25 protein-coding genes are annotated in these 26,063 nt (G+C 72.1%); 17 read left to right on the forward strand and 8 right to left on the reverse strand.

What is annotated here, in order from left to right:
* Positions 1 to 87 precede the first annotated feature (87 nt).
* From DNL27_RS02360 to DNL27_RS02375, 4 genes are all read left to right on the forward strand, one after another.
* On the forward strand, positions 88 to 1,248 hold the full coding sequence (locus tag DNL27_RS02360) for a histidinol-phosphate transaminase (protein WP_112234602.1): 1,161 nt from the start codon (positions 88 to 90) through the stop codon (positions 1,246 to 1,248).
* Positions 1,249 to 1,314: 66 nt separating this feature from the next.
* Entirely contained in the window at positions 1,315 to 2,526 is a 1,212-nt protein-coding gene (locus DNL27_RS02365) for a thiamine pyrophosphate-dependent enzyme (RefSeq protein ID WP_112234603.1), read from the forward strand.
* A complete protein-coding gene (locus tag DNL27_RS02370; RefSeq protein WP_012397419.1) occupies positions 2,523 to 3,497 on the forward strand; it encodes an alpha-ketoacid dehydrogenase subunit beta in 975 nt (324 codons plus the stop codon). The genes DNL27_RS02365 and DNL27_RS02370 overlap by 4 nt, the downstream gene beginning before the upstream one ends.
* A gap of 60 nt (positions 3,498 to 3,557) precedes the next feature.
* Positions 3,558 to 5,135 carry a dihydrolipoamide acetyltransferase family protein gene (locus DNL27_RS02375; RefSeq protein WP_112234604.1) on the forward strand — a complete coding sequence of 526 codons (1,578 nt, stop codon included), beginning with the start codon at positions 3,558 to 3,560 and terminating at the stop codon, positions 5,133 to 5,135.
* Between the two features lie 94 nt (positions 5,136 to 5,229).
* On the opposite strand, the gene DNL27_RS02380 is transcribed toward DNL27_RS02375, so the two are convergent.
* From DNL27_RS02380 to DNL27_RS02400, 5 genes are all read right to left on the reverse strand, one after another.
* On the reverse strand, positions 5,230 to 5,922 hold the full coding sequence (locus DNL27_RS02380; RefSeq protein WP_081431572.1) for a DNA-3-methyladenine glycosylase I: 693 nt from the start codon (positions 5,920 to 5,922) through the stop codon (positions 5,230 to 5,232).
* Positions 5,923 to 6,041: 119 nt separating this feature from the next.
* Complete coding sequence (locus DNL27_RS02385; protein WP_112234605.1) at positions 6,042 to 7,088, reverse strand: hypothetical protein; 1,047 nt, start codon at positions 7,086 to 7,088, stop codon at positions 6,042 to 6,044.
* A complete protein-coding gene (locus tag DNL27_RS02390) occupies positions 7,064 to 8,323 on the reverse strand; it encodes an ATP-binding protein (RefSeq protein WP_012397423.1) in 1,260 nt (419 codons plus the stop codon). The genes DNL27_RS02385 and DNL27_RS02390 overlap by 25 nt, the downstream gene beginning before the upstream one ends.
* Before the next feature lie 67 nt (positions 8,324 to 8,390).
* On the reverse strand, positions 8,391 to 9,107 hold the full coding sequence (locus DNL27_RS02395; RefSeq protein ID WP_012397424.1) for a DNA-binding response regulator: 717 nt from the start codon (positions 9,105 to 9,107) through the stop codon (positions 8,391 to 8,393).
* A 63-nt stretch (positions 9,108 to 9,170) separates the two neighbouring features.
* The gene (locus DNL27_RS02400; RefSeq protein ID WP_112234606.1) at positions 9,171 to 10,166 is read right to left on the reverse strand and encodes a hypothetical protein; all 996 of its coding nucleotides are present in this window, start codon (positions 10,164 to 10,166) and stop codon (positions 9,171 to 9,173) included.
* A gap of 103 nt (positions 10,167 to 10,269) precedes the next feature.
* On the opposite strand from DNL27_RS02400, the gene DNL27_RS02405 reads away from it, so the two are divergent.
* Both DNL27_RS02405 and DNL27_RS02410 read left to right on the forward strand, forming a co-directional pair.
* Entirely contained in the window at positions 10,270 to 11,979 is a 1,710-nt protein-coding gene (locus DNL27_RS02405; RefSeq protein WP_112234607.1) for a long-chain-fatty-acid--CoA ligase, read from the forward strand.
* A gap of 59 nt (positions 11,980 to 12,038) precedes the next feature.
* A complete protein-coding gene (locus DNL27_RS02410; RefSeq protein ID WP_112234608.1) occupies positions 12,039 to 12,920 on the forward strand; it encodes a LysR substrate-binding domain-containing protein in 882 nt (293 codons plus the stop codon).
* Between the two features lie 526 nt (positions 12,921 to 13,446).
* Here the strand turns inward: DNL27_RS02410 and DNL27_RS02415 are convergent.
* Complete coding sequence (locus tag DNL27_RS02415; RefSeq protein WP_112235729.1) at positions 13,447 to 13,932, reverse strand: MarR family winged helix-turn-helix transcriptional regulator; 486 nt, start codon at positions 13,930 to 13,932, stop codon at positions 13,447 to 13,449.
* A 45-nt stretch (positions 13,933 to 13,977) separates the two neighbouring features.
* Positions 13,978 to 14,913 carry a hypothetical protein gene (locus DNL27_RS02420; protein WP_239494422.1) on the reverse strand — a complete coding sequence of 312 codons (936 nt, stop codon included), beginning with the start codon at positions 14,911 to 14,913 and terminating at the stop codon, positions 13,978 to 13,980.
* Positions 14,914 to 15,095: 182 nt separating this feature from the next.
* On the opposite strand from DNL27_RS02420, the gene DNL27_RS02425 reads away from it, so the two are divergent.
* Positions 15,096 to 16,181 carry a glutathione S-transferase family protein gene (locus tag DNL27_RS02425; protein WP_112234610.1) on the forward strand — a complete coding sequence of 362 codons (1,086 nt, stop codon included), beginning with the start codon at positions 15,096 to 15,098 and terminating at the stop codon, positions 16,179 to 16,181.
* Positions 16,182 to 16,527: 346 nt separating this feature from the next.
* On the forward strand, positions 16,528 to 17,373 hold the full coding sequence (locus DNL27_RS02430; protein ID WP_012397431.1) for a CoA ester lyase: 846 nt from the start codon (positions 16,528 to 16,530) through the stop codon (positions 17,371 to 17,373).
* 19 nt (positions 17,374 to 17,392) lie between these two features.
* On the opposite strand, the gene DNL27_RS02435 is transcribed toward DNL27_RS02430, so the two are convergent.
* Complete coding sequence (locus DNL27_RS02435) at positions 17,393 to 18,103, reverse strand: HAD family phosphatase (protein ID WP_112234611.1); 711 nt, start codon at positions 18,101 to 18,103, stop codon at positions 17,393 to 17,395.
* A gap of 103 nt (positions 18,104 to 18,206) precedes the next feature.
* Here DNL27_RS02435 and malQ point away from each other — a divergent pair, with 103 nt between their 5' ends.
* The 9 genes from malQ to DNL27_RS02480 all read left to right on the forward strand — a co-directional run bounded on the left by malQ (position 18,207) and on the right by DNL27_RS02480 (position 26,053).
* Positions 18,207 to 20,438 (forward strand): 4-alpha-glucanotransferase, encoded by a 2,232-nt coding sequence (gene malQ, locus DNL27_RS02440; protein ID WP_112234612.1) that lies wholly within the window; start codon positions 18,207 to 18,209, stop codon positions 20,436 to 20,438.
* 587 nt (positions 20,439 to 21,025) lie between these two features.
* Complete coding sequence (gene rpmB / locus DNL27_RS02445) at positions 21,026 to 21,262, forward strand: 50S ribosomal protein L28 (protein WP_012397434.1); 237 nt, start codon at positions 21,026 to 21,028, stop codon at positions 21,260 to 21,262.
* 1 nt (position 21,263) lies between these two features.
* Positions 21,264 to 21,431 (forward strand): 50S ribosomal protein L33, encoded by a 168-nt coding sequence (gene rpmG, locus DNL27_RS02450; protein ID WP_012397435.1) that lies wholly within the window; start codon positions 21,264 to 21,266, stop codon positions 21,429 to 21,431.
* Between the two features lie 4 nt (positions 21,432 to 21,435).
* A complete protein-coding gene (rpsN, locus tag DNL27_RS02455; RefSeq protein ID WP_012397436.1) occupies positions 21,436 to 21,741 on the forward strand; it encodes a 30S ribosomal protein S14 in 306 nt (101 codons plus the stop codon).
* 80 nt (positions 21,742 to 21,821) lie between these two features.
* The gene (locus tag DNL27_RS02460) at positions 21,822 to 22,106 is read left to right on the forward strand and encodes an HU family DNA-binding protein (RefSeq protein ID WP_012397437.1); all 285 of its coding nucleotides are present in this window, start codon (positions 21,822 to 21,824) and stop codon (positions 22,104 to 22,106) included.
* 301 nt (positions 22,107 to 22,407) lie between these two features.
* Positions 22,408 to 23,004, forward strand: a complete 597-nt coding sequence (locus tag DNL27_RS02465) for a hypothetical protein (RefSeq protein WP_112234613.1) — start codon at positions 22,408 to 22,410, stop codon at positions 23,002 to 23,004.
* 109 nt (positions 23,005 to 23,113) lie between these two features.
* Positions 23,114 to 23,788 (forward strand): copper resistance CopC family protein, encoded by a 675-nt coding sequence (locus DNL27_RS02470; protein ID WP_012397439.1) that lies wholly within the window; start codon positions 23,114 to 23,116, stop codon positions 23,786 to 23,788.
* 284 nt (positions 23,789 to 24,072) lie between these two features.
* The gene (locus tag DNL27_RS02475) at positions 24,073 to 24,795 is read left to right on the forward strand and encodes a copper chaperone PCu(A)C (protein ID WP_112234614.1); all 723 of its coding nucleotides are present in this window, start codon (positions 24,073 to 24,075) and stop codon (positions 24,793 to 24,795) included.
* Complete coding sequence (locus DNL27_RS02480; RefSeq protein WP_012397442.1) at positions 24,785 to 26,053, forward strand: Dyp-type peroxidase; 1,269 nt, start codon at positions 24,785 to 24,787, stop codon at positions 26,051 to 26,053. The genes DNL27_RS02475 and DNL27_RS02480 overlap by 11 nt, the downstream gene beginning before the upstream one ends.
* The last annotated feature ends 10 nt before the right edge of the window (positions 26,054 to 26,063 follow it).

The raw sequence follows: 26,063 nt of genomic DNA on the forward strand, positions 1-26,063 counted from the left end.
CGGCACCGGGTGAGTGCCCAGGTCAGGGCGGGGCCGGCAGCGGTCCCCTCCCCGGGTGAGGTGCAGGGCCGGACTAGCATGTCAGGCATGGATTCAGCCACGCACGCATCCGGACCGTCCGAGACCCCCGGGGACGTCACACGCGTGACCCCGCGCGCGGCCCTCGCCAAGCTTCCCGCGTACGCCGCCGGCAAGCCGGCCTCCCAGATCCCGGGGCTGGTGGCCTACAAGCTGGCTTCCAACGAGAACCCCTTCGGGGCAGTGCCCGCCGTGCGCGAGGCCGTGGCGGGCTTCGACGCCTACAACCGCTACCCGGACCCCTCAGCGACCGCGCTGCGCGAGGCTCTGGCCGACTACCTGCACGTCCCCGCGGAGGACATCGTGGCGGGGGCCGGCAGCCTGGGCGCCCTCAACCAGCTGCTCGCGGCGTTCGCGGGCACGGGGGAGGACGGCAGGCCGGACGAGGTGGTCTACTCGTGGCGCTCGTTCGAGGCCTACCCCATCTCGGTGGGCCTCGCCGGCGCCCTCAGCGTCCAGGTGCCCAACCTTTCCGACGGCTCCCACGACCTCGACGCCATGGCCGCGGCCGTGACAGAGCGCACCCGCGTGGTCCTGCTGTGCACCCCCAACAACCCCACGGGTCCGAGCCTGCGCGCCGACGCCGTGCGCGAGTTCCTGGGGCGGATCCCGTCCAGCGTGGTGGTCGTGGTGGACGAGGCGTACTGGGAGTTCCAGCGCGGTGAGGGACTCGTGGACGGCATCGAGCTGTACCGGGAGCACCCGAACGTGGTCTCCCTGCGCACCTTCTCCAAGGCGCACGGCCTGGCCGGGCTGCGGGTGGGCTACACCGTGGCCCAGCAGGACGTCACCCGCCACCTGCGCCAGAGCGCCCCGGCCTTCGCCGTCACGGAGCTCGGGCAGCTCGCGGCCACGGCCTCGCTCGCCAGCATCGAGCAGGTCGAGCAGCGGGTCCAGAGCCTGGTGGACGAGAGGGAGCGCGTGCTGCGCGGACTGGCCGAGCTCGGGTGGCAGCACCCCCGCACCGAGGCCAATTTCGTGTGGTTGCCGCTGGGCGAGCGCAGCGCGGAATTCACCGAACTGTGCGACCAACACGCCCTGTCTGTGAGGTGTTTCACTTCCGAAGGGGTCCGTGTAAGCTTCGGTGAACCCGAGGCGAACTCCCGATTCCTGGAACTCTGCGCTGCCTTCCCGCACCCCAGCACCATGCCGACACCCCGGCAACCCTGAGGTGGTGGAGCGCACCGAGAACTCTGTGTTCGCAAGGCTCGACATGACCGGGGCGATCCTCCGGTCATGAAGACAGCGGAAGGACCGAGACCGACCATGGAATCAGCCATTCACCCGGGTGTCGTGGAGAGCACTCTCCCGCGCCACCAGCTGCTGGACGAACGAGGCGTCGTCACGCAGGACCCCCTCCTCTCCCCCCACGTGCAGGACATCACCGTCGATGACCTCAAGCACCTCTACCGCTCCATGACCCGGGCGCGGCGGATCGACGAGGAGGGCACCTCCCTCCAGCGTCAGGGCCAGCTCGTGCTGTGGGTCCCGCTGCGCGGCCAGGAAGCCGCCCAGATCGGCTCTACGTGGCCCACGCGGCCCACCGACCGGCTCTACCCGTCGTACCGCGAGCACGCCGTGGCCTTCGAGCGCGGCGTGGAGCCCTCCGAGCTGATGCGCTACTTCCGCGGGCTCACCGCCGCCGGCTGGGACCCCGAGGAGCACAACCTCAACCTCTACACCGTGGTGCTGGGCTCGCAGGTCCCGCACGCGGTGGGCTACGCCATGGGCACCGTCATGGACCGCCGTGCCGCCGAGGAGGCGGGCACGCCGCTCGAGACCGAGCCCGAGGCCGTCGTCGCCTACTTCGGGGACGGCGCCAGCACCGAGGGAGAGGTCCACGAGTCCATGGTGTTCGCGGCCTCCTACGACGCTCCCGTGCTGTTCTTCATCCAGAACAACCAGTGGGCCATCTCCGTGCCCTTCGCCACGCAGTCCCGCGTGCCGCTCGCCACCCGTGCGGCGGGCTACGGCTTCGAGGGGCTGCGGGTGGACGGCAACGACATCCTGGCGGTGGTGGCGGCCACCCGCTACGCGCTCGACAAGATCCGCCGGGGCGAGGGCCCTGTGCTCATCGAGGCCGAGACCTACCGCATGGGCGCGCACACCACGGCGGACGATCCCACCAAGTACCGCAAGCGCGAGGAGGAGGACCAGTGGGGACTGCTCGACCCCGTCGAGCGGCTCACGGTCCTGCTGCGCACCGAGCACGGCGTGGAGGACTCCTTCTTCGCGGCCGTGGCCACCGAGAACGACGAGCTCGCGCGCCGCATGCGCGCCGACGTCCTGGCCATGACCCCGCCCGAGTTCGTGGAGCGCTTCGAGAACGTCTACGCCGAGCCCCACTCCCTGGTGGAGGCCGAGCGCGCCGAGTACCTGGACTACCAGGCGGGATTTGACGTCCCGGACGATGCCCAGGACGCGCACACGGAAGGAGCGGGAGCATGAGCAGGCTGACCATTGCCAAGGCCATCACGGCGGGGCTCTCGCGAGCCATGGAGGAGGACCCCAAGGTCGTGCTCATGGGGGAGGACATCGGCTCCCTGGGCGGCGTGTACCGCGTGACCGAGGGGCTCAAGGACCGTTTCGGGGCCCACCGCGTGCTGGACAGCCCGCTCGGTGAAGCGGGGATCGTGGGCACCGCGGTGGGGCTCGCGCAGCGCGGCTACCGGCCCGTGTGCGAGATCCAGTTCGACGGCTTCAGCTTCCCGGCGTTCAACCAGATCACCACCCAGGTGGCCAAGATCCACGCGCGCTCGGAGGGCAGGCTCACCCTGCCCATGACCATCCGCATCCCCTACGGCGGGGTCATCGGATCGGTGGAGCACCACTCGGAGTCCCCGGAGGCGCTGTACGCGCACACGGCCGGGCTGCGAATCGTCTCGCCCTCCAACGCGCACGACGCCTACTGGATGGAGCAGCAGGCCATCGCGTGCAACGATCCCGTGATCATCTTCGAGCCCAAGCGGCGGTACTGGCTCAAGGGCGAGGTGGACGAGACCACCTCCCCCGGCGACCCGTTCTCAGCGTCGGTGATCCGCCAGGGTGACGACGCCACCGTCGTCGCCTGGGGTCCGCTCGTGCCCGTGGCGCTCGCCGCGGCCGCCGCCGCGGAGGAGGACGGGCGCAGCGTGGAGGTCATCGACCTGCGCAGCATCTCGCCCATCGACTTCGACACGCTCACCGCCTCGGTGCGCAAGACGGGCCGCATGGTGATCGCCCACGAGGCCCCCACCTTCGGGGGACTGGGCGGGGAGATCGCCGCTCGGGTCACGGAGCGGGCGTTCTACTCGTTGGAGGCCCCGGTGCTGCGCGTGGGCGCGTACCACCAGCCCTACCCGCCCGCGGCCGTGGAGGACCACTACGTCCCGGACCTGGACCGCGTGCTGGAAGCACTCGACCGGTCCTTCGCCTACTAGACGTCCGCTGTTCAGCGCCGCCGCCCGGCACGGGCGTGGCGCTGCCTGGAGGGAGAACAGATGTCCCAGGTTTTCACACTGCCCGACGTGGGCGAGGGTCTGACCGAGGCCGACATCCTGGCCTGGAAGGTGTCCAAGGGGGACACCGTGTCCGTCAACCAGGTGCTGGTGGAGATCGAGACCGCCAAGTCCGTGGTGGAGCTGCCCTCACCGTTCGAGGGAACGGTGCAGGAGCTCATGGTCGCCGAGGGTGACACCGTGGATGTGGGCACGCCGATCATCGCGGTGAGCTCCGCCGACGACGCACCCGCCGGCGGCACCGACCCCGGGTACGCGGGATCCGTGCCGCAGGACGGCCTCGAGCGCGGCGCCGTGGCTGGCTCCGACGCCGCCGGCACGGAGGCCGCCACTGCCGCGGAGGCGGCTCCCGAGGAGCCCGCCGAGCCCGGCCAGGGCAAGGCCCTCGTGGGCTCCGGTCCGAAGGCGGACCCGGTGCGCCGGCGGCGTCGTTCCCGGGTGGGCATGCGCATGGACTCGGACACGCCCCAGGCGCTGACCGGCGCCGGTGCCGACTCCGAGCTCTCCGGCGGGTCGAACGCCCAGCGCCGCTCCGCGTGGGCTGACCGGCTCTCGCGGACGGGCCTGGGCGGCGCGGCCGTGGACCTCGCCGAGCGCGCGGGCAAGATCCGAGGGCGCGGCGGATCGCTGCTGCGCTCGCTCGAGGAGCCCTCGGGGGATCAGGCCGCTACGGTGCCCCGGCGCCCTGGACTGGCGAAGCCGCCGGTCCGCAAGGCCGCCAAGGAGATGGGCATCGACCTCGCGGACGTGAAGGCCACCGGCGACGGCGGCCAGGTCACCAAGCGCGATCTGCTCGCCCACGCGGAACGGGCCGGGAAAGCCACGGACGCGGTGGGTGTGCCCGAGGCCTCCGCAGCCCGTCTGCCGGACGACCGCATCGAGCGGATCAAGGTCAAGGGCGTGCGCAAGGCCACCGCCCAGAACATGGTGAAGTCCGCGTTCACGTCCCCGCACGTGTCGATATTCGTGGAGGTGGACGCCACCCGCACCATGGAGTTCGTGAAGCGGCTCAAGGAGTCCCCCAGCATGGAGGGGGTCAAGGTCTCCCCGCTGCTGATCGTGGCCAAGGCCGTGATATGGGCCGCCGAGCGCAACCCCCACGTGAACGCGACCTGGGCGGACACCGAGATCCTCGTGAAGCACTTCATGAACCTCGGGATCGCGGCGGCCACCCCGCGGGGTCTGCTGGTGCCCAACATCAAGGACGCCCAGGACCTCACCCTGCGCGAGCTGGCCGTGGCCCTGCAGGACCTCACCCAGACCGCCCGCGCGGGTCGCACCCAGCCCGCGGACATGCAGGGCGGGACCCTCTCGATCACCAACATCGGTGTGCTGGGGGCGGACACGGGCACCCCCATCATCAACCCGGGCGAGTCCGCGATCGTGGCGTTCGGTGCCATCAAGCAGAAGCCGTGGGTCGTGGACGGGGACGTGGTCCCCCGCTGGATCACCACCCTGGCCGGGTCCTTCGACCACCGCGTGGTGGACGGCGAGCTGGCCGCCCGGTTCATGTCCGACGTCGCCCGGATCGTGGAGGAGCCCGCGCTGCTCCTGGAGTGATCCCGCGCCGCGCTGCGGCCGTGGCGCCGTACCGCGACGACCGCGGTGCCCTCGTCGGTGCGGTGCGGTGCGGTGCGGTGCGGTGCGGCCACGGCTAGCCGAGGGCACCCGCCCGGAAGCACCCCGCGACGTGCCCGGGGGCGCGGCCGATGCGCTGCAGCCACCGGTGGGCCGTCACCGGCCCCACGAGCACGATGCCGCGGGTGCGCAGGATCTGGGAGAGCCTGCGGGAGGCCTCGGAGGAGCTCGGGAGGTCGAGAGCGTTCTCGGGAGGTGCCTCCGGTTCGGGGATCTGCGCCTCCTCGACAATGTCGAGCCACCGGGAGAGGTCCCAGTCCTGGCAGACCCCGGCGTTGTGGATCACCGCCTCGATCTTCGCGCGGTTGCGGATCAGCTCCGGGTTGACCAGGAGGTCCTCGACGTCGTCCTCGTCGAGCAGCGCCACCCGCGCCGGGTCCAGCCCCGCCATGTGCAGGTACCAGGAACCGTGGCGTGCGGACTGGGACCAGCGTGCGAGGCCGGAGTCCACGAGCTCCAGCGTGAGGCTCGCGAAGTGCTCCCGCGCGCTGCCCGCGGGGGTGCCCCAGGCGTCGTCGTGGTCCGCGAGGGTCCCCGGCGCGCCCAGGGCCCAGGGGCAGCGCTCCAGCCCGTCCCCGCACCCCACCGCCTGGAACGCGGCCCGCGTGGGCGCGGACCCCGGTGGCGGCGCATCGTGCTCGTGGGGTCCGGCCGGGGCGGTGGAGTGCGGCTGTGCGTCCGCGGATGTGGGCGGTGCGATCGTCGTCATGCCTGGAGGCTAGGAGCGCGCGAGGGCCCGGGGCAGGGCCGAGCGCGGGCCTGGGGACCGTGGAACCGCTCAGGACCGTAACGGCGGGGCTGTGCAGTGCCCTCGCCGCGGGCTCGGACTCAGAAGGCCGAGGCGATCCCCGTGCCGTCCTCGATCTCCACGGCCACGGGATCGGCGTCCGGGTCCTGGGAGTCGTGGACGATGAGCACCGCCGCGGGATCCCCCGGGGGCAGTGCTCGGACCGTGACCACGCCGGAGCGCGCCTGGGAGAGGATCTCCGAGAGCTGCTTGGCGGTCGAGGCGAGCACCTCCGGAGAGGGCGGCGTGCCGCGCTCGTCCAGGATGTCCACCGCGACGCCCCGGGCGCGGGCAGCGCGGGTGAGTTCCAGGACGTGCGGGGTGGCGATGGAGCGGCCGCGGATGCTGTCCCGCAGCTGGGCCTCGGTGAGGCGGAACTGCTTCAGGTCGTAGTCGGTGACCACGGAGGACTCCTGGGCGATCTGCTCCAGCAGTCCGCCCGCGAGGCGCCGCACCTCGTCCACGCGGCGGCTCGAGGCGTGGCGCATGTCTTTCTCCGCTGAGTCCCGGCTGCGTGCCGCGTCCAGGATGCGCTGGGTCTCCTCGCGGCGGTGCATGAAGAAGACGTACTGGCGCTCGACCATCCAGGTCACGATCATCACGGCCACGCCCACCACATGGTATGCCTCGATGGGAATGAGCGTGCCGTTGACCACGGGCCAGCGCAGCACGGACATCACGGTCACGCCCAGCCACACGAGCAGCGCCCAGCCGCGCCGCCGCCGCATGCCCAGGGCGAACAGCTCGGCGATGAAGCCCAGGTGGAACCACGGGGACTGCCCGGCGTCCATGGTCACCCGGGTGGCCTCGTAGCCCTGCTGCGCCGCCACCAGGAACAGCAGCGCACTCGCGGCGGTGGCCGTGACATGGAACCGGCGCCCGTTCCACGGCGGCACGGCCACGGTCAGCCCGGAGACCGCGTAGGCCGCGAGCGAGACCAGCATCTGCCGCGGCCGCTCCGCGGTGTCGAAGTGGATGACGGCGTCGATGAAGGGCGCGGCGAACGCGGCCAGCACGAACACGCCCATGAACCGGTTGGCGAACACCGTCCGCTGCACGGTCCTCACGGCGTCACGTCCCTGGGCCACACGAGGCTCACGCGGGTGCCGCGGCCGGGAGCGGTGTCCAGCTGCACGCGCCCGCCGATGGCGTCGAGGTTCTCCATGATGGACACCCGCACCCCGAGCCGGCGGTTGGGGACGTCGTGGTAGTTGAAGCCGCGGCCGTCGTCGGTGATGGTGAAGCGCAGGCAGAAGCCCTCGGGGTTGATGGCGCTGGGCTCGCACATCTCACCCTCCATGGACACCGTGGTGACCTCGCAGCCGGAGTGCCGGGCGCTGTTGGACACCGCCTCGGTGACGGCCTGCGTGAGCCCGTGGGCCACGTAGGCGGGGACGAACACGCGCGGCTCACCCACGGGTCGCATGGGCGCGCGGAGGTTGGTGAAGCGCACGCGGGAGCGCCAGGGGGCGAGGGAGTCCATGAGCTCGTCCATGAGGTCGTGCACCATCACGGTGTGCGCCCCCGTGGACCGGCTGGACTCCTCGGCCAGCACGTCCAGGGCCCGGGCCGCGAGCTGGCGGGTCCGCCGGTGCAGGACCCCCTGGGACCGGGAGGCGTCCAGCAGCGCGGCCATGACGTTGTCGTGGATCAGCCGGTCGATCCGCTCCTGGTCCTCGGTCTCGGAGCGGCTGCGGCGCATCGCGAGGGTCTCGGAAAGGGCCTCGGCGTAGTTGAGGTCCATCCGCTCCACACCCCGCTTGCCCACGGTGATGATCATGATCAGCATCAGGCTGAACACGATGCGCGAGAGCCCCTCGCCCACCCAGGACTCCGCGGTGGGGTTCACGGTGATCATCTGGCTCGCCACCACGGCGTAGACGAATTCGATCAGCAGCATGTACAGGATCGCCGCCATGGGGCTCCACAGCACCGCGGCCGCGCCCACCGCCAGGATGATGAATCCGGAGATCCACGGGTTCTGGGGCAGTGGGTCGCCGGTCCAGGCCATGGGCAGCGCCAGGATGGAGGCGGCCACCACTGTGGTGTAGGCGAAGAACACCCGCGGCCGCACGGAGTGCCGCAGCCCGAAGTAGAGCGTGAATCCCGTGAGCACGCCCAGTGCCACCAGGAAGAACGTGTACCACCCGCGCAGTGACGTCTGCTGCTGCGCGAAGATCGGCAGCACCTCGATCAGGTGCGTCACCCCGAACACCCCGAAGCCGATCATGGCCAGCCAGTGCGCCCGGTAAGTGTAGACCCCCAGCTCACCGGGAGCGGTGGTCGCGAAGAACCGCTTCCACCGCAGCTGGGTGTTGACCATGCGGTAGGAGCGGGCTCTGTTCCCCGTGGTCCTGCCCGGACGGATCACGGAGCCCCCGGGGCGGGGGTCACAGCTTCTTCTCGGCGGTGGTGACGTCGTCCTCCGGGTCCACCAGGCCGTCCTCGATGGCGCGGATGCGCAGGTCGATCTTGGTGGGCGCGGGGCGGCCGATGCGCGCGTACTTCTCGCGGATCCGGTCGATGTTGGTCTTCACCGCGGACTGCTTGATGCCCATGCGGCGCGCCACCTGCACCTGCGCGAAGCCCGAGGCGTACAGCCGCAGGGTCTCGCGTTCCCGGGGGGACAGTGCGGCCCGGGAGAACTCGACGTCGCCGTCGATGGCGGCGGCCAGCTCCTTGGTGATCACGGGCTTGCCGTCCGCGATGGCGCGCGCCTCCTCGATGGCGTGCTCGAGCGGGTCCGACTTGCGCACGAGCCCCAGCGCTCCGGCTCGCAGGGCCTCGCGGATCAGCCCGGCGTTCTCCCCGATGCTGAAGATCAGCACCTTCATGCCGGCGCTGCGCAACCGCTCCACGTTGCTCGCCGGGCGGGACTTGTCCGCCAGCGAGAGGTCCAGCAGGACGACGTCGCACTCGATGCGCTTGGCCCCCTGCGCCGTGAGCGCGGGATTCTCCGGGTCCCGGCCCAACTGGTCCAGCAGCGTGGTCACCGAGTCCGAGGACCCCACAAGCTTGACGTCCGCGAGCGATGTCATGGACACCAGCCGGACGCCCTCACGAACCACTTCATGATCGTCGACTACTGCGACGAGTGTTGAAGGCATAGATGTTTCCTCCGTACTCCCCTGTGGAGGCCCAGCCCAGGCCTCCGACAGTACGGAAGTCTACTATTCCCATGCATTCGACATGGTCCATGCGTCCACTTTGCGGTGGTAGCGCATGCCCCACGCGCCGCCGAGCACCGCGCCCAGCAGCCCGAGCACGAGCAGCCCGGCCAGGGCCACGAGTCCCACGCCGGGGTTCGCGCCCACGAGTTCCTGCACGACCCACCGTGAGCCCTCCCGCGGGGTCGCACCGGTGGCCCACAGCAGGACCGCCGCGGAGGCGGCCGCGCGGGCGAGCAGGGACCACAGCCACACGCTGATCCCCTGCGCCACTCCGGAGAAGCGGGCCATGCGCCCCGCGGTGTATCCCCCCGCGAGCATGGACAGCAGCTCCACGAGACCCAGCACGACGACGCCGCCCCACAGCTGCGCTGCCCCCGGTTCCGACCACGCGCGGTCCAGGGTGCTGCCCGCGCCGCCGCTCACATCGAGGCCCACGCCGGGCCCGGCGAGGTCCGCGAGCCCGAGCAGCAGCGCGCCGAGGGCCAGGGCGACCAGCAGGCCCATGAGCCCGGGCAGGATCCGCATGCCCCCGAACCGCTGCCGCTGCCGCGCCCGCACCTGCTCCGCGCTCGGCCGTGCGACGGCCGTGGCACCGTCCTGCCCGGAGCGCACGGCCGGGCGCATGGTCTCCCACGAGGCCTCCGCCGAGATCCGGTCCGGGGAGCGGGTGAGGTGGTCGTCGCCCACGGGGTCCGCCGGCCCGCTGCGCTGGCTCCGCGGCTGCAGCCGACCCGAGGCCACCCCGGTGCGGCCCGTGGGCGCCACCCCGCCCCGGGTGGGGACGGCGGCGTCCTCGGAGGAGGGCAGGGGAGCGGTGCGCGCGGCGTCGTGCCCGATGGGGACGGGTCCGGTGGCGCCCTCGGCGCCGGAGCCGGTTCCCGGGCGGGGCAGCGGGCGGGTGTCCTCGCCCGAACGGTCCGGGCCCACCTCGGTGTGGGCGCCGGTCCAGGGGGCGTTGCCGTCGTCGAAGGGATCGCGGGCGGTGGAGGGGGACATGCGAGAGGCCTCGATTCGGCGGGGAGTCCGGTGGGCGGGTCCCCAGAAGTGTATCGAGGGACCGCGTGCGGGCGGGCAGCGTGAGGCAGGTAACCTCGCAGTCATGGCTGACGTGAATTCCCGTGACTTCCTGGCGACCCGACCCTGGACGGCGAGCTACGACCCCGGGGTCCCGCGGGACCTGGACCTGCCCGAGACGTCCCTGGTGCACATGCTCGAGAAGTCCGTGGCCCGCCACGGCGCCAAGACCGCCGTGGAGTTCTTCGGCGCGGGCACCACCTACGCGCAGCTGGGGGAGCAGGTCCAGCGCGTGGCCGAGGGGCTGCGCGTGCTGGGGGTGCAGGCCGGTGACCGCGTGGCGATCGTGCTGCCCAACTGCCCGCAGCACATCGTGGCGTTCTACGCGGTGCTGCGCCTGGGAGCGATCGTGGTGGAGCACAACCCGCTCTACACCACCCCGGAGCTGCGGCACCAGTTCGAGGACCACGGTGCCCGCGTGGTGATCGCGTGGGACAAGGTGGCCTCGCGGATCACGAGCATGCCCCAGGATCTCGCCGTGGAGCACGTGGTGGCCGTGGACATCACCACCGCGATGCCCGCCCCCATGCGCCTCGGGCTGCGGCTGCCACTCAAGAAGCTCGCCGCCCAGCGCCGCGAGCTCACCGGCGCCGCACCCGGCACCATCTCGTGGGCCTCCCTGCTGGACTCGACGCCGCTGCGCGCGGACCACCCGCGCCCCACCGCCACGGACACCGCCCTGCTGCAGTACACGTCCGGGACCACGGGCCTGCCCAAGGGGGCGATGCTCAGCCACCGGAACCTGGAGTCCAACGCCCTGATGGGTCAGCACTGGCTGGACAGCTCCTCCAACGAGGTGGTCTACGGCGTGCTCCCACTGTTCCACGCCTTCGGGCTCACGCTCGGGCTGACCTTCGCCATGTCCCTGGGTGCCAAGCTGGTGCTGTTCCCCACGGTGCGCGCGGACCTGATCCTGCGGGCCATGAAGAAGAGCATGCCCACCGTGCTGCCCGCGGTCCCGCCGGTCTACCAGAAGGTGCTCGACGCCGCCGAGGAGCAGGGCAAGGACCTCACCGGGGTCCGGGTGGCGGTCTCCGGCGCCATGAGTCTGCCCGTCCCCCTGGTCGCCACGTGGGAGGATGCCACGGGAGGCATGCTGATCGAGGGCTATGGGCTGACCGAGTGCTCCCCCCTAGTCGCGTGCAACCCCCTCAACGAGCACCGCCGCGCGGGGTCGATCGGCGTCCCCTTCCCCAGCACCGACATCCGCATGGTGGATCCCGAGACCGGCGAGGACGTACCCGTGGACGCCGAGGGCGAGCTGCTGGTCAAGGGCCCGCAGACCACCCAGGGCTACTGGAAGCGCCCGGAGGAGACCGCCAAGCTGTTCACGGAGGACGGCTGGCTGCGCTCGGGCGACATCGTGACCGTGGACCAGGACGGTTTTCTGCGCGTGGTGGACCGGATCAAGGAGGTCATCATCACGGGCGGGTTCAACGTAGCGCCCACCGAGGTGGAGACCGCCCTGAAGCTGCACGACAGCGTGGCCGACGCCGCCGTGGTGGGGATACCCAACGACGACGGCAACGAGACCGTGGTGGCCGCCGTGGTGCTGGAGCCCGGGGTGACCCTCGACGAGGCCGCCCTGCGCCAGCACTGCTACGACAAGGTCACCCGCTACAAGGTCCCGCGGCGGATCATCGCCATGGACGACCTCCCCCGCACGATGCTCGGCAAGACCCTGCGTCGCGCCGTCAAGGAGGAGATCCTGTCCCAGGACTTGCTCAAGGGCTGAGGACTGCCCGCCCGGCGCACCCGTGGACCGGTTGGTCCGGGGCGGAGAGGAGAACGGTGATGGAGCTGCGGCAGCTCAGACAGTTCATCGCGGTGGCGGAGGAGCGGCACTTCGGGCGCGCGGCCGAGCGGCTGTCCACGGCCCAGCCCGCGCTGTCCCAGCAGATCCGCCAGCTCGAGGAGCGGCTGGGGGTCACGCTGCTGGAGCGCACCACCCGACGCGTGGACCTCACCCCCGCCGGTCAGCTGCTGCTGGACCGGGGCCGTCGGATCGTCACCGACGTGGAGGCGCTTGCTGCGGACGTCCGCCAGGTGGGTCGGGGATCGGCGGGTGCCCTGCGGCTGGGCTTCGCGGGTTCGGCCACCTACGGGACCATGCCGCGGCTCGCCCGTGAGGTGGCCCGCCGGCTCCCCGGCGCCACCCTGAGGCTGCAGGGAGAGATGTCCACCCCGGACATGGAGGCCGCCCTGCGTGAGCGCACCCTGGACGCCGCCGTCCTGCACCCTCCCGTGGCGTCCCCGGGGCTCGAGCGCCGGCTCGTGCGCCGGGAGCGGCTCGTGCTGGCCGTGCCCACGGGGTGCCCGCTCGCCACGGGCCGGCCCGTGCCCGCGAGTGCGCTCGCGGGCCGCCCGCTCGTGTGCCATGCGCCGGACTCCGCGGTCCACCGCGCGCTGGAGGAGATGTGCCGGGCCGCGGGCTTCGCGCCGCTGATCGGGCAGGTGGCCCGGGAGAGCTCCGCGGTGCTCTCCCTCGTGGCCGCCGGTGGCGGTGAGGCCGTGGTGCCCGAGGCCCTGCGTGCCCTGCAGCTGCACGGTGTCGCGTACGAGGAGCTCGCCGATCCGCCCGCGGTGGATCTCGCCGTGGCGTGGCGCAGCGAGGACCGCTCCCCGCTGCTGCGCACGGTCCTCACCATGCTCCAGGAGCTCGAGGACGCGGAGTGAGCCGGCGCTCGCGGGGCGGGCCGGGGCAAAGTACGTGTGGTCCTACCTGGGGACAAGGAGCTCGGGGGGGTTGTCGCACAGTGTGACGAACGAAGACATGGTCCTCGTCACGTCGCGACGCATCGTCCCAGGTGGGAAAGTATTTGCGGATTTATCGGATGGTTTACTTGCGTCTGGATGGACTTGCCACATAATGTGTTGATGTCGGTCGAAGTGGCCCGGGCGCATCCCCCCAAATACGCGCCTGGATGATCCCCCGGCTGGCCGGCGTCCCGATCTCCCCCAGATTCGGGATGTCCGACGGGTCCTGCCGATCCCCCAAGTGGCAGGACCCGTCCCCTGTTAACGGGTCTTTTCCCCGCCACCGCAGCCCCACTCCACGCCTCGGTCCCCTCGTGGGGTTCGTTCCACAGTGTCCAGAACGCGGCGCGGGTCCCTGACGGCGACGCCGCCGGAACGCTCGCCGGGGCGAGCCGGGCGGGCGCGGCGTCGGGCCGGAGCCGGCCGAGGACGGCGGCGGGTCAGGTCAGGTCAGGCCCAGCTGCTCCAGCCTCGGCAGCACCGCGCGCGCAATGCGCACCAGCGCCGCCCGGTCCTGCTCTTCGAGCCGGTCCACGAAGGCCTCGCGGACCATGAGCAGGTGCGCGGGGGCGGCCCGTGCGATGGTGCGGCGGCCGTGCTCGGTGATCCCCACCATGAGTCCGCGGGCGTCCGTGGGGTGCGGGGAGCGGCGGATCATCTCGCGCCACTCCATCCGCGAGAGCATGTGGGACAGCCGCGAGCGCTCCCAGCCCAGGGCACGCAGCAGCTCGCGCGAGGCCAGTTCACCGGTCTCGGACTCGGAGAGCGGCACCAGGATCTCGTACTCCGAGCCGGAGAGTTCGCTGTCCCGCTGCAGCTGCCGGTCCACGGCGCGCTCCATGCCGCGGGAGAGCCGCAGGAAGCTGCGCCACACCTCCTGCTCGGCGTCGCTGAGCCACGGGACGGGGCGGTCGGTGGGTGTGCTGTCCATGTTCCAGTGCTCCTCCGTGACGCGCCGCACCGCGGGACGGGTTTCTCAGGTGCGGGGATCGCGCCGGATCCAGTCCGAATCGTAGTAGTCGCCGCCCTCGGGGCGCTCACGCTCCCGGAGGCGCTCGGCGTAGTCGGTGGGGCGCAGCGGGGAGTCGTCGTCGTCCGGGCGGGTGAAGCGCGCCGTGGCCACGAGCCCGAAGCCGAGCCCCGCGCCCACGATCATGGTCATCCCGCCCACGATGAACGCCAGCACGTAGTCGTCCAGCAGGTCCGCGGGAACGGTGGGGCCCAGCCAGGACGGTACGACGAACGCCATGCCCAGGCACGCGAACCCGGGCAGCAGCAGGACGGCGGGGATCAGCCACAGCTTGGACCACGAGCGCCGCTCGGGCTCACCCGGGTCCTGGAGCACGGGCAGCGCGCGCGTTTGCACGAGCGCGTAGCCCAGCGCACCGAGCACCACGAGCACCGTGCCCACGACCCAGCCGAACCACACGTCCATGGCCACGAGCGCCAGCCCAGCCAGCACCCCCAGCATGATCACGGTGAAGGACAGCCCGCGCCCCATCCGTCGTGCCGCTCGGGCCGCGGCCGAACGCGCCGCAGGGTCCTCCGCGGCGGTGGCGGGGGCAGTGCCCGCCCCGGACGACGACGCCGACCGCGCCCCCTGCGCGGCGCTCCCGCGTGCGGTGCCCCGGCCCCCGGAGGTTCCCTGCGGAGCGTCGGGGCGAGCGGGCGGCGTCGTGCCCGCACCGGGGCCGGAGGCCTGCGCGGAGGGATCGAGGCGGATGCCGTACTGCGACCGGTCGCGCGCATCCCGGGTGCGGTCCTTCGTGGCCCCCGTTGCCGGGGCACCCGGCGCCGAGGCGTCGGGATCCGAGGCCTCGTGAGCCGAGGCGCGGGGATCCGGGGCAGGGGAGTCCGAGGGGCGGGGGTCCGACGAGCCGTGCTCGTCCCGTGGGCGCTGAACGGGGTTCATGGTGGCGATCCGGTGGAGTTCTCGGCGGTGCCGCGCGGGCCTGGCCGCGACGGACTGGACACCGCCACTGTAGTCCTCCCGGCCCGCGGGGTGGCGGGCCCACCGGTCATGCGCTGCGCCGTGCGTGGCGTAGCATCCAGGCACACCGAGGGCATCCAGGCACACCGAGGGAAGGGGCCGCCATGGCGCAGGAGACCGGAGCGCACGAGGACGAGCAGTACTCGACCGCGGGGCACTACGTCCACGCGGGGGAGGAGTTCACCCGCGACACCAGCTACATCGAGGACCGCATCGTGGCGGACCCGGAGCACGCCGAGCTCGCTGCGGGAGCCAGGGCGTGGCCCGTGGCGCCCGGTCGCTACCGGCTGATCGCGGCGCGGGCCTGCCCGTGGGCCAACCGCACGCTGATCGTGCGGCGGCTGCTGGGTCTCGAGGACGCGATCTCGGTGGGTCTGCCGGGCCCCACACACGACTCGCGCTCGTGGCGCTTCGACCTGGACCCGGACGGCCGGGACCCGGTGCTCGGCACGCAGGGGCTGCAGCAGAACTACTTCGCGCGCTTCCCGGACTACCCGCGCGGCATCACGGTGCCCGCCATCGTGGACGTCCCCTCGGGGCAGGTGGTCACCAACGACTTCTCTCAGATCACCGAGGACTTCGCCACCGAGTGGCGCGCGTTCCACCGCGAGGGCGCCCCGGACCTGTGGCCCGCCGAGCTGGTCCCGGAGATGCGCCCGGTGATGAAGCGCATCTACACCGAGATCAACAACGGCGTGTACCGCTGCGGCTTCGCCGGTTCCCAGCAGGCCTACGACGCCGCGTACGAGCGGCTGTGGACCGCCCTCGACTGGGTGGAGGACCGGCTGGGCACACGGCGCTACCTCATGGGGGAGCACATCACCGAGGCGGACGTGCGGCTGTTCACCACCCTGGTGCGCTTCGACCCCGTCTACGTGAGCCACTTCAAGGCCTCCCGCAACAAGCTCACCGAGATGCCGAACCTGTGGGGCTACGCCCGGGACCTGTTCCAGACCCCCGGTTTCGGGGACACCGTGGACTTCCAGCAGATCAAGGAGCACTACTTCGTGGTGCACCGGGACATCAACCCCTCGGGCATCGTGCCGCTCGGCCCCGACCTGTCGAACTGGACGACGCCGCACGGCCGGGAGTCCCTGGGCGGCTCGCCGTTCGCTCCCGGCGCCACGGCCCCCGGCCCGGTGCGCGCCGAGGAGCGGGTGGACCCGGAGCACACCCCGCTGGTCTCCTGAGCGGCGCCGGGTCGAGCCGGCCCGGGCGGAGCCGGCCCCGGGGTGAGCGGGCGGGGCGCTGAGCCGCTGCCGGGCCGATCCGGCGCGGGGCGCGGTGGTGGGAACCGCACAAATCACGGGCGGGGCCTTTTGTGCCCACCCCTCGGGACCGGTCCCGCGCGGGGCCACTAGGGTGGATCGGGTGCCTTGCGCCGGATCCCTGCGGCACTTCCGCGCGTCCACGGACCCTGTGGTGGTTCGCGCGCGCCGTGTCCGGGACCGGGCCGGGCGGTCCCTCCAGGGCCGCCGCACGCCCCGCCCCGGTGCCACCTCCGGGGTCCACCGTCCCACCCGATCGAGGAGATCCATGGCCCCGTACCGCAACCAGCGCGCAGCAGCACTTCCCGCACGGCTCTCCCGCTCGTGGCTGCTCACCTCCGCGGCGGACACCTCGCTCTTCGCGCCCGCCATGGCCTCGGAGGCGGACTCCGTGGTCCTGGACATCGAGGACGCCGTGCCGGAGGAGGACAAGGACCGCGCCCGCGAGGAGATGGTCGCCGCCATGCAGGACGGCGTGAGCGCGTGGGTGCGCATCAACGACATCTCCACCCCGCACTGGGAGAAGGACCTCGCCGCCCTGAGCGAGGTCCCCCAGCTGCGGGGCATCGTGCTGGCCAAGACCGAGCACCCGGACCACATCACCAAGACCGCCATGATGAGCCGAGCGGGCACCCCCGTGGTGGCGCTGATCGAGTCCGCCGTGGGCCTCATGAACGCCTACGACATCGCCCGCGCCCCGGGCGTCTTCCGCCTGGCCTTCGGCGTGGGGGACTTCCGCAAGGACACCGGTGCCTCGGGGGATCCCATGGCGCTCGCGTTCGCGCGCTCCACCCTGGTCACGGCCTCGCGCGTGGGCGAGCTGCCCGGGCCCATCGACGGGCCCAGCAACGGCGTGTCCGGTGAGGAGCTCGAGGCGGCCTGCAAGGTCACCCAGTCCATGGGCATGACCGGCAAGCTGTGCCTGGACCCGGCGCAGACCGACACGATCAACCACGCGCTGGCCCCCAGCGAGCAGGAGATCCGGTGGGCCCGGGAGATGATCGAGCAGGCGAACTCGGGCCACGGGGGCGCGGACGGCTCCTACCTGCCCCGCCTCGCGCGCGCCCGGAAAGTCTCCGAGCTCGCCGAAACCTACGGCCTCTGGAACAGCTGAGGTCGCGCGCCCCGCGGCGTCAGCGCTCGAAGCCCCAGCCGCGCAGCAGCCGCCCCATCGCGGGGTCCGCGAGGGACTCCACCAGGAAGTGGGTGGCCATGGGCTCGGTGTGGCCGAGCGGCGCCCCCAGCACCCACAGTCCCGCGGTGCGCGCGGCGGTGCTCCCTGCGGGGGAGTCCTCCACCGCGAGGGCGTCCGCAGGGTCCACGCCGAGCCTGCGCACGGCCTCCTGGTAGATGTCGGGCGCGGGCTTGCCGCGCGGCACGTCCTCCGCGCTGACCCAGGTCCGCAGCAGGTCCGCGATTCCCACACCGTGCATCTTGCGGTCCAGGATCGCGCTCGTGGAGTTGCTCGCCACGGCCACCGGGACGTGCCGGGCCACCGTGCGCACCGTCTCGACCGCTCCCGGCAGGGCCTCGATCACCGCTCCGACCACCTCGGCCTCGGTGTCCACGAGCCGCGCGAGGACCTCGCCCTGCCCGGGGGCCGACGTGCCCCGCTCGCGCGCCACCTCGCCGGCGCGGCCCGTGATGAACGCGGCGATGTCCTGCGCGCAGAGTCCCATCAGGTCCGCCTCGGTGCGGGCGTCGATGTCCACCCCGTAGCCGGCCGCCACCCGCTTCTGCACGCGGGCCCACGCGCTCTCGGTGTCCATCAGCACGCCGTCGCAGTCGAAGACGACGGCGCTCGGGCGCCACTGCGGGTCCGGTCCGGGCAGGGTGGGTTCCATGCCTCCAGTCAACCACGCACCCGGGCGGGCGGCGCGCGGCGGCCGGGTGCGGCGTCGTCGTGCGGGGCGGGGGCCGCGCCCCGCGCTGACTAGAGTGTGGGGCATGGCTGAGCAGGCAGGGAATTCAGGGGACACCACGGTGCGGCGCCTGGCCGCCGAGTACGGTGTGGCCACCGAGTACGAGGGCTTCGACGGCGAGCACGAGAGCGTTCCGGACGCCACGCTGCGCAGCGTTCTCACCGCGCTGGGGGCGGACGTGTCCGACGACGACGCCGTGGCCCGCTCCCTGCGCGAGCGCGAGTCCGCGCCGTGGCGGCGGCTGCTGCCGCCCGTGGTGGTCACCGAGGTCGGCAGGGCGGCCACCGTGGCCGTGACCACCGCCCCGGGGGACACGGTGCGCGTGCGGCTGTGGCCGGAGGGGGACCAGGACGCGGAGCGTGCCCTGGAGCCCGCCGCGGACGAGGAGCCCGAGACGCGCGAGGTGGACGGTGAGCAGCGGCGTCGTGTGCCCTACGCGCTGCCCGCGGAGCTGCCCCTGGGCTGGTACCGGCTCGAGGCGGTCACGGGATCGGGTGAGCGCGCGAGGATCGACGTGGCCGTGACGCCGCGGCGGCTGAGCACCACCGACCGGCTGCGGGGGCGTCGGCGCTGGGGGTACATGGCGCAGCTCTACTCGGTGATGTCCTCGCGCTCGTGGGGGGTGGGGGACCTCTCGGACCTCGCCTCGCTCGCGGCGCTGAGCGGTGTGCAGGGCGCGGACTACGTGCTCATCAACCCCCTGCACGCGGCCGAGCCCGAGCCGCCCGTGGAGCCCTCCCCGTACCTGCCCTCGAGCCGCCGGTTCTTCAACCCCCTGTACCTGCGCGTGGCGGACGTCGCGGAGTTCCCCTACCTGCGCCCCGCGGACCGTGAGGTGGTGGACCGCCTGGCCGCGGTGCAGCGCAAGGCCGTGCTGGACCCCTCCTCGATCGACCGGGACCCGGCCTACGCCGCCAAGCTCAAGACCCTGGAGCTGCTCTACACCGTGCGCCGCTCGCCCTACCGCCAGCAGCAGCTGGAGGCGTTCGTGGCGCAGGCGGGCCAACCGCTGCAGGACTTCGCGCTGTGGTGCGCGCTGCGCGAGGAGTTGGGGGAGGACTCCCCGCTGTGGCGGGACGAGGCGCGCTCGCCCGAGTCCCCGTACGCGCAGGAGGCCCGCACCCGGCTGGCCCACCGGGTCAACTTCCACGTGTGGCTGCAGTGGCTGCTGGACGAGCAGCTCGAGGCGGCGCAGCGCGCGGCGCACCGCGCGGGGATGGACATCGGCGTGGTGCACGACCTCGCGGTGGGCGTGCACAAGCACGGCGCGGACGCCTGGGCGCTGCAGGACGCCATGGCGGCGGGCGTGAGCGTGGGTGCCCCCGCGGACATGTACAACCAGCTGGGCCAGGACTGGAGCCAGCCCCCGTGGCACCCCGAGAAGCTCGCGGAGCTGGGCTACCGGCCGTGGCGCCAGATGATGCGCACCATCTTCCGGCACGCCGGAGGGGTGCGGATCGACCACGTGGCGGGCCTGTTCCGGCTCTGGTGGATCCCCGAGGGCAACACCGCCTCGGACGGCACGTACGTCTACTACGACCACGAGGCCATGGTGGGCGTGCTGGCGCTGGAGGCCGAGCTCGCCGGCGTGGTGGTGGTGGGCGAGGACCTCGGCACGGTCGAGGACAGCGTGCGCGAGTACCTGGAGTCCAAGGGCGTGCTGGGCACCTCGATCCTGTGGTTCGAGATGGACGGGGACGTCCCCCGGGACCCGTCCCGCTACCGGGAGCTGTGCATGGCCTCGGTCAACACCCACGACCTGCCGCCCACGCCCGGGTACCTGGAGGGCGTGCAGCTGCAGCTGCGGGAGGACCTCGGGCTGCTGGCACGCTCCCCCGAGGAGGAGCGGGAGGACGCCCGCGCCCAGCTCGAGACGTTCTTCGCGGCCGTCACGGAGGCGGGGTACCTGCCCGGAGGTGCGGACGCCGACGCCGAGACGAAGGTCGAGGCGCTCTACCGCTACCTGTGCGATGCGCCGTCCCTGCTGCTCAACGTGTCCCTCGTGGACGCCGTGGGGGAGAAGCGGATCCAGAACCAGCCGGGCACCAGCGACGAGTACCCCAACTGGCGCGTTCCGCTCGCGGACGCGGACGGCCGGCCGGTGATGCTCGAGTCCCTGCCCAGGATGCCGCGCGTGCAGCGCCTCGTGGACGTGGTCAACGAGGCTCTGGGCACCCACCGGCGCACCTCCGCCGTGACCGCGCCCGAGCAGCCGGAGCGCCGGGACCTCGCGGACCCGTTCCGCAGCGCGTCCTGAGTTACGCCGTGCGGGGGTTGCCCCGGCCGGGCAATTAGGTGAGACTTCTCTTACCTAATCTCCTGGGTGAGGAGATGGGGCCGAAGGAAAGGCATCGGGGTGGCGGGCGCGGGTCATGGACGCGCCCCCACCCCGTTGCGCTATCCCGTGCATTCCGCCGGGAGCATTCTCGATGCGCACCCACGGGGTGCACGCCCGCAGGCCCACCGGGGCGTGGATCGGGGTCCCGAGAGGGGGTGCCGGGCCCGCCAAATTGGTCAGGCGAGCCCCACCGGCTAAGATCGAGGGGCGCTCACTCGCACCGTTCTGCTGTTCCACGTTTGCGAGAGAGCCCGCAGAAGCCTAGAATCTAAGGCTGTCGTGTGGTGGAGTCCATCTACCGGCGCCTTGATCTTCACCGTCTTCGTCGTAGCGAGTGCCCTGACCGGTACTGCCGCGGGGTAAGCACACATCACGCCCGGCGCGCGAACGGTGGCATTTTCTTGAGGTGGCGGATCACTCGTGGCCACGGCTGCTGGCGGAACACCGCCCGGCGGTCACCATGCGTGCCGTCATTTCGTCGACATTGGACATTGGAGGAGAACACTATGGCAGCGCACTGCCAGGTGACCGGGGCCCAGCCGGGCTTTGGCCACAGCATCTCGCACTCGCACCGCCGCACGAAGCGCCGGTGGAACCCGAACATCCAGAAGAAGCGCTACTGGGTGCCCTCGTTGCGCCGCAACGTGACGCTCAACCTGAGCGCCAAGGGCATCAAGGTGATCGACGCGCGCGGCATCGACGCCGTGGTCAACGAGCTCATCGCACGTGGGGAGAAGATCTGAGATGGCCAAGGACAAGGACGTACGTCCCATCATCAAGCTGAAGTCCACGGCCGGCACCGGGTTCACCTACGTCACCCGCAAGAACCGCCGTAACAACCCCGACCGCCTCGTCATGAAGAAGTACGACCCGGTGGTCCGCAAGCACGTCGATTTCCGCGAGGAGCGCTGAATCCATGGCCAAGAAGTCCAAGATCGCCAAGAACGAGCAGCGCAAGGTCATCGTCGAGCGCTATGCCGCCAAGCGCGCTGAGCTGAAGAAGACCCTCGTGGACGAGAACGCCTCCCCCGAGGCCCGCGAGGAGGCCCGCCTGGGTCTGCAGAAGCTGCCCCGTGACGCCTCCCCGATCCGCGTGCGCAACCGCGACCAGATCGACGGCCGTCCCCGTGGCACCTTCCAGCGCTTCGGCATCTCCCGTGTGCGCTTCCGCGACATGGCTCACCGTGGCGAGTTGCCCGGCATCTACAAGTCCAGCTGGTAATTTCTCACCCGGAAGGGCCGAGTGACCCCCGGTCGCGGTCCGTCCCAGAGAACGCCAACCAAGTCCAGGAGGACAAGCACATGGCTATGAACCGCAGCGAACTCGTTGCCGAGGTTGCCGAGAAGTCCGGCAACACCCAGGCCGCCGTCAACGGCGTGCTGGATTCTCTCTTCGAGGTCTTCGAGAGCTCCGTCTCCAAGGGCGAGAAGATCACCATCCCCGGGTGGATGTCCGTGGAGCGCACCGACCGTGCCGCTCGCCAGGGCCGCAACCCGCAGACCGGAGAGGCCATCCAGATCCCGGCCGGCCACGGTGTCAAGCTCACCGCGGGCTCCAAGCTGAAGGCTGCCGTCTCCTCCAAGTGAGGCAGGTCTGCACGGGTGCCTCACCCGTGACTGCTCAAGGGACCGTTCACGCACTCGCGTGAACGGTCCCTTCGTGCATCCCCGCCCGCATCCCCCGCACCCCGCCGTGTTCCCGCCGCCGGTGTTCGGGCCCAGGTGGCCCTGGGCGCGAACACCTGCACCCCGGCGCACCCTTCGAGTGCGTGGGGCGCGTCACGGGCCAGAGGGGAGCGCGGTCCGTGTCCCGGCGGTGGTCGAACTCCCGCGGGCCGTGGCGCATAATGGAGGACGAATCCCATTGCGTCTGCCTCGGAGGTGTCCGGTGTCCCCTCGCGCCCACCGGCTTGCCCGGGGATGGGTTGCCGCCGTGGTGGCCACCACCCTCGCCGCGGCCTCCCACGCCGCCGTGGGGGGAGGCTGGCCCTCGCCGCTGCTCGTGGCACTGTCCACGTGCCTGGCCGCACCCGTGTGCATGCTGCTGGCCGGGCGCGTCCTCTCGCGGGGCGCCGTGGCAGCAAGTGTCGCGCTCTCCCAGGCGCTGCTCCACACGCTGTTCGCCCAGTCCGGCGGCGCGGTGCACACCGTGGACCACACCCACCACCACCTCGCGGCCGCCACGGACGGCCCTACCGTGGTGATCACCGCGGCCCCCGTCGTGGCCCACCACGGTGGCGGCATGCTCGTCGCCCACGCCGTGGCCGCGCTGGCCACCTACCTGCTGCTGCGCCACGGGGAGGTCGCGGCCTTCCGGCTGCTCGACGCCTTCTCCGTGCGCGTGCTGCGCATCCTCGCGCCCGTGCTGCGCCCGGTCACGGTGGAGGTGCCCCGGCGCACCTCCTGGACCTCGCCGCGCGCACTCACGCCCCAGCTCCTGCTGCCCTCGGTCTGCGGGTACCGCGGACCGCCCGCGTTCGCCTAGGCATCGGACGGGCCCCGCGCCCCGTGGATCCGATGCCGCCCCGGCGTCCATCGCATCCACCCCGCCGCACCAGTGCGGCCCGTCCGCGCCCTTCGGCGCAGGAGCACCCATGTCACACCGTCACACCCGTTCAGATTCCACCGTGCGGGCGGTCGCCCGCACGGCACCCCCGCTCTCCGCCGGTGGGCCGCCCGCGACGGCCGCCCTCCGAGGGCCCGGGGCGGCGCTCACCGCGGTCCTCGCGGTGCTGCTCGCCATGGTCCTCGCGCTGGCCGCCTCCGGCCCGGCGCAGGCCCACGACGAGCTCGTGCGCACCACCCCCGAGTCCGGTGCCACCCTGGAGAAGGCGCCGACGACGCTGGACCTCACCTTTTCCGGCAACATCCAGGACATCGGCAGCGAGGTCCGGGTCACGGACTCCCACGGGACGGACATGACCCGCGGCAAGCTCGCGGTGCAGAACACCAAGGTGTCCCAGCCGCTGCGCGAGGGCGGGAGCACGGACGAGACGTACACGGTCACGTGGCGCGTGGTCTCCCAGGACGGGCACCCCATCGAGGGGACCTTCTCCTACTCCGTGGGCAAGGGCTCGGGGACCACGGCGGCTCCGGCGCCCGTGGCCTCCACTTCCCAAGGTGCGGGGGAGGCCAGCGGGGACGCCGGCCAGCAGAACGTGAGCGGCACGGGGGTGCCCAGTTGGGTGCTGCCCGTGATCGGCGGCGTCGTCGCGCTGATCCTGCTGCTCGTGGTCCTCGCCTTCGCCACCCGTCCGCGGCAGCGCTGACACCCGGACCGGCAGGCAGGGCGCGCCCCGCGCCGGTCCCGACCACTCATCACACTCATCGACCGAACGGTGCCTGCCCCGTGAGGCCGGGCCTGCCCACGCGGTGGAGTCCGAGCCCCGGAGCGGACCGCGCGGGCACGGCGGGGACCTCGGCGTCCCCGGCCCGGCACCCGCACCCCGCGGGAACCACCACGCAGGGCGAGCCGCGGTACATGCCATGGGCAGCATGCCACCCGTGGCGGCCCGCCGGCACCCGACGGTCGCACACTCGAAGGATTCACACCATGAACACCACCACCCACACCTCCTCCCGCCCCGACCGACGCGTGCGTCCCGCCCACCGGGCGGTGGCGGCCGTCACCGTGCTGGGGCTGGGCCTCGCCGCGCTGACCGGCTGCTCCGCGCAGAACGGTGAGCAGGCGCCGTCGGCCTCCGGCAGCAGCTCCGCCTCCCACGCCGCGGCCGCCGGGGCCCTGAAGATCGAGGACGGCTGGGCGAAAGCCGCGGACTCGGGCATGACGGCCGTGTTCGGCAAGGTCACCAACACCTCGGACAAGGAGGTCACGCTCAAGAGCGCGGCGGCCCACGGCACCGCGGACGACGTCCAGATGCACGAGACCGTGAAGGATCCAAAGACCGGGGCCACGGAGATGAAGGAGAAGAAGGACGGCTTCACGATCGCCCCCGGGCAGAGCGTGAACCTGGAGCCGGGCGGGAACCACATCATGCTGATGGGCCTCACGTGCTCGCTCAAGGCAGGCAGCGACCTCACGCTGCAGCTGGAGACCGACGGCGGCACCCAGGACGTGAGCGTCCCGGTGCGCGACTACTCGGGCGCCAAGGAGAACTACGCACCGGGCGAGGAGGCGAGCGCGTCCGCGAGCGATCACGGCTCGGACGCCTCCCACGGCTCCCACGGGAGTGGCTCGGGCGAGCATGCATCCCACGGCGGGATGGACATGTCCTCGCCCTCCTCCTCCGCACTGCCGGAGTGCCATGCCCACTGATCCCAGCCCTTCCCCCTCGGGATGGAGTCGGCGATCGCTCCTCACGGGAGCGGTCGCCGGCGCCGGCGCCACGGGTCTCGGCGCGGTCTCGGCCGCCGCCCTGGGCGCCGGGGATCCCCGCTTCTCCTCCGAGCAGGGCCTGCCCCGGCACGGGCTGGCCACGGAGCCCTTCCACGGCGCCCGGCAGGCCGGCGTGGCCACGCTGCCCCAGGCCTTCAGTGCTTTCGTCGCGCTTCGGCTCGCGGACGGCGCCACCAGGGACTCCCTGCGGCGGCTGCTGCGGGTGCTCACGGACGACGCCGCGGCGCTGACCCAGGGCCGGGCCCCGCTCAACGACCAGGAACCGTGGCTCGCGGAGAACCCCTCGCGGCTCACGGTCACCGTGGGCTTCGGCCCCCGTGCAATGGAGCTCGTGGACCGCACACGCTCCCCGTCCTGGCTGCGGCCCCTGCCCGCCTTCGGGGTGGACCGGCTGCAGCCCCGGTGGGGCCAGGGCGACCTGCTGATCCAACTGTGCTGCGACGACAAGCTGACCCTGGCCCACGCGCAGCGCGTGCTGCTCAAGGACGTGCGCTCCTTCGCGAGCGTCAAGTGGGTCCAGGACGGCTTCCGCAACACCGTGGGGGCCACCCCGGACGGTCAGACGACACGGAACCTGTTCGGCCAGCTGGACGGCACCGTCAACGCCTACCCGGGGGAGCCCGACCACGAGAAGGTGGTCTACGGCCAGGGCGGCTTCGAGCCGTGGATCCAGGACGGCACCTCCGTGGTGATCCGGCGCATCCACATGAACCTGGACACGTGGGACGAGGCGGACACCCCCGCCCGCGAGGACGCCGTGGGGCGCCGCCTCTCGGACGGGGCGCCACTGACCGGCGGCAGCGAGCACGACGAGCCGGACTTCGAGGCCAAGGGACCCCTGGGGTTCCCGGTGATCTCCTCCTACAGCCACGTGCGCCGCTCCCGCAGCGAGAACCCGGACGAGAAGATCTTCCGCAGGGTCTACAACTATGATCTGGCGGTGAGCAACGCCTCCGGGCAGAGCCGCTCCGGGGACGTCTCGGGCGGGGTGTCCAACACGGGGCTGATCTTCGCGTCCTACCAGTCGGACCCCGACAGGCAGTTCGTGCCGATCCAGAAGCGGTTGGACGAGCTGGACATGCTGAACACGTGGACGGTGCCGATCGGCTCCGCGGTGTTCGCGATCCCGCCGGGCTGCCAGCCGGGCGGGTTCATCGGGGACGTGCTGTTCAACTAGCGCGTTCACC

This window comes from Kocuria sp. BT304, assembly GCF_003290245.1.
GTDB lineage: Bacteria > Actinomycetota > Actinomycetes > Actinomycetales > Micrococcaceae > Kocuria > Kocuria rhizophila_A.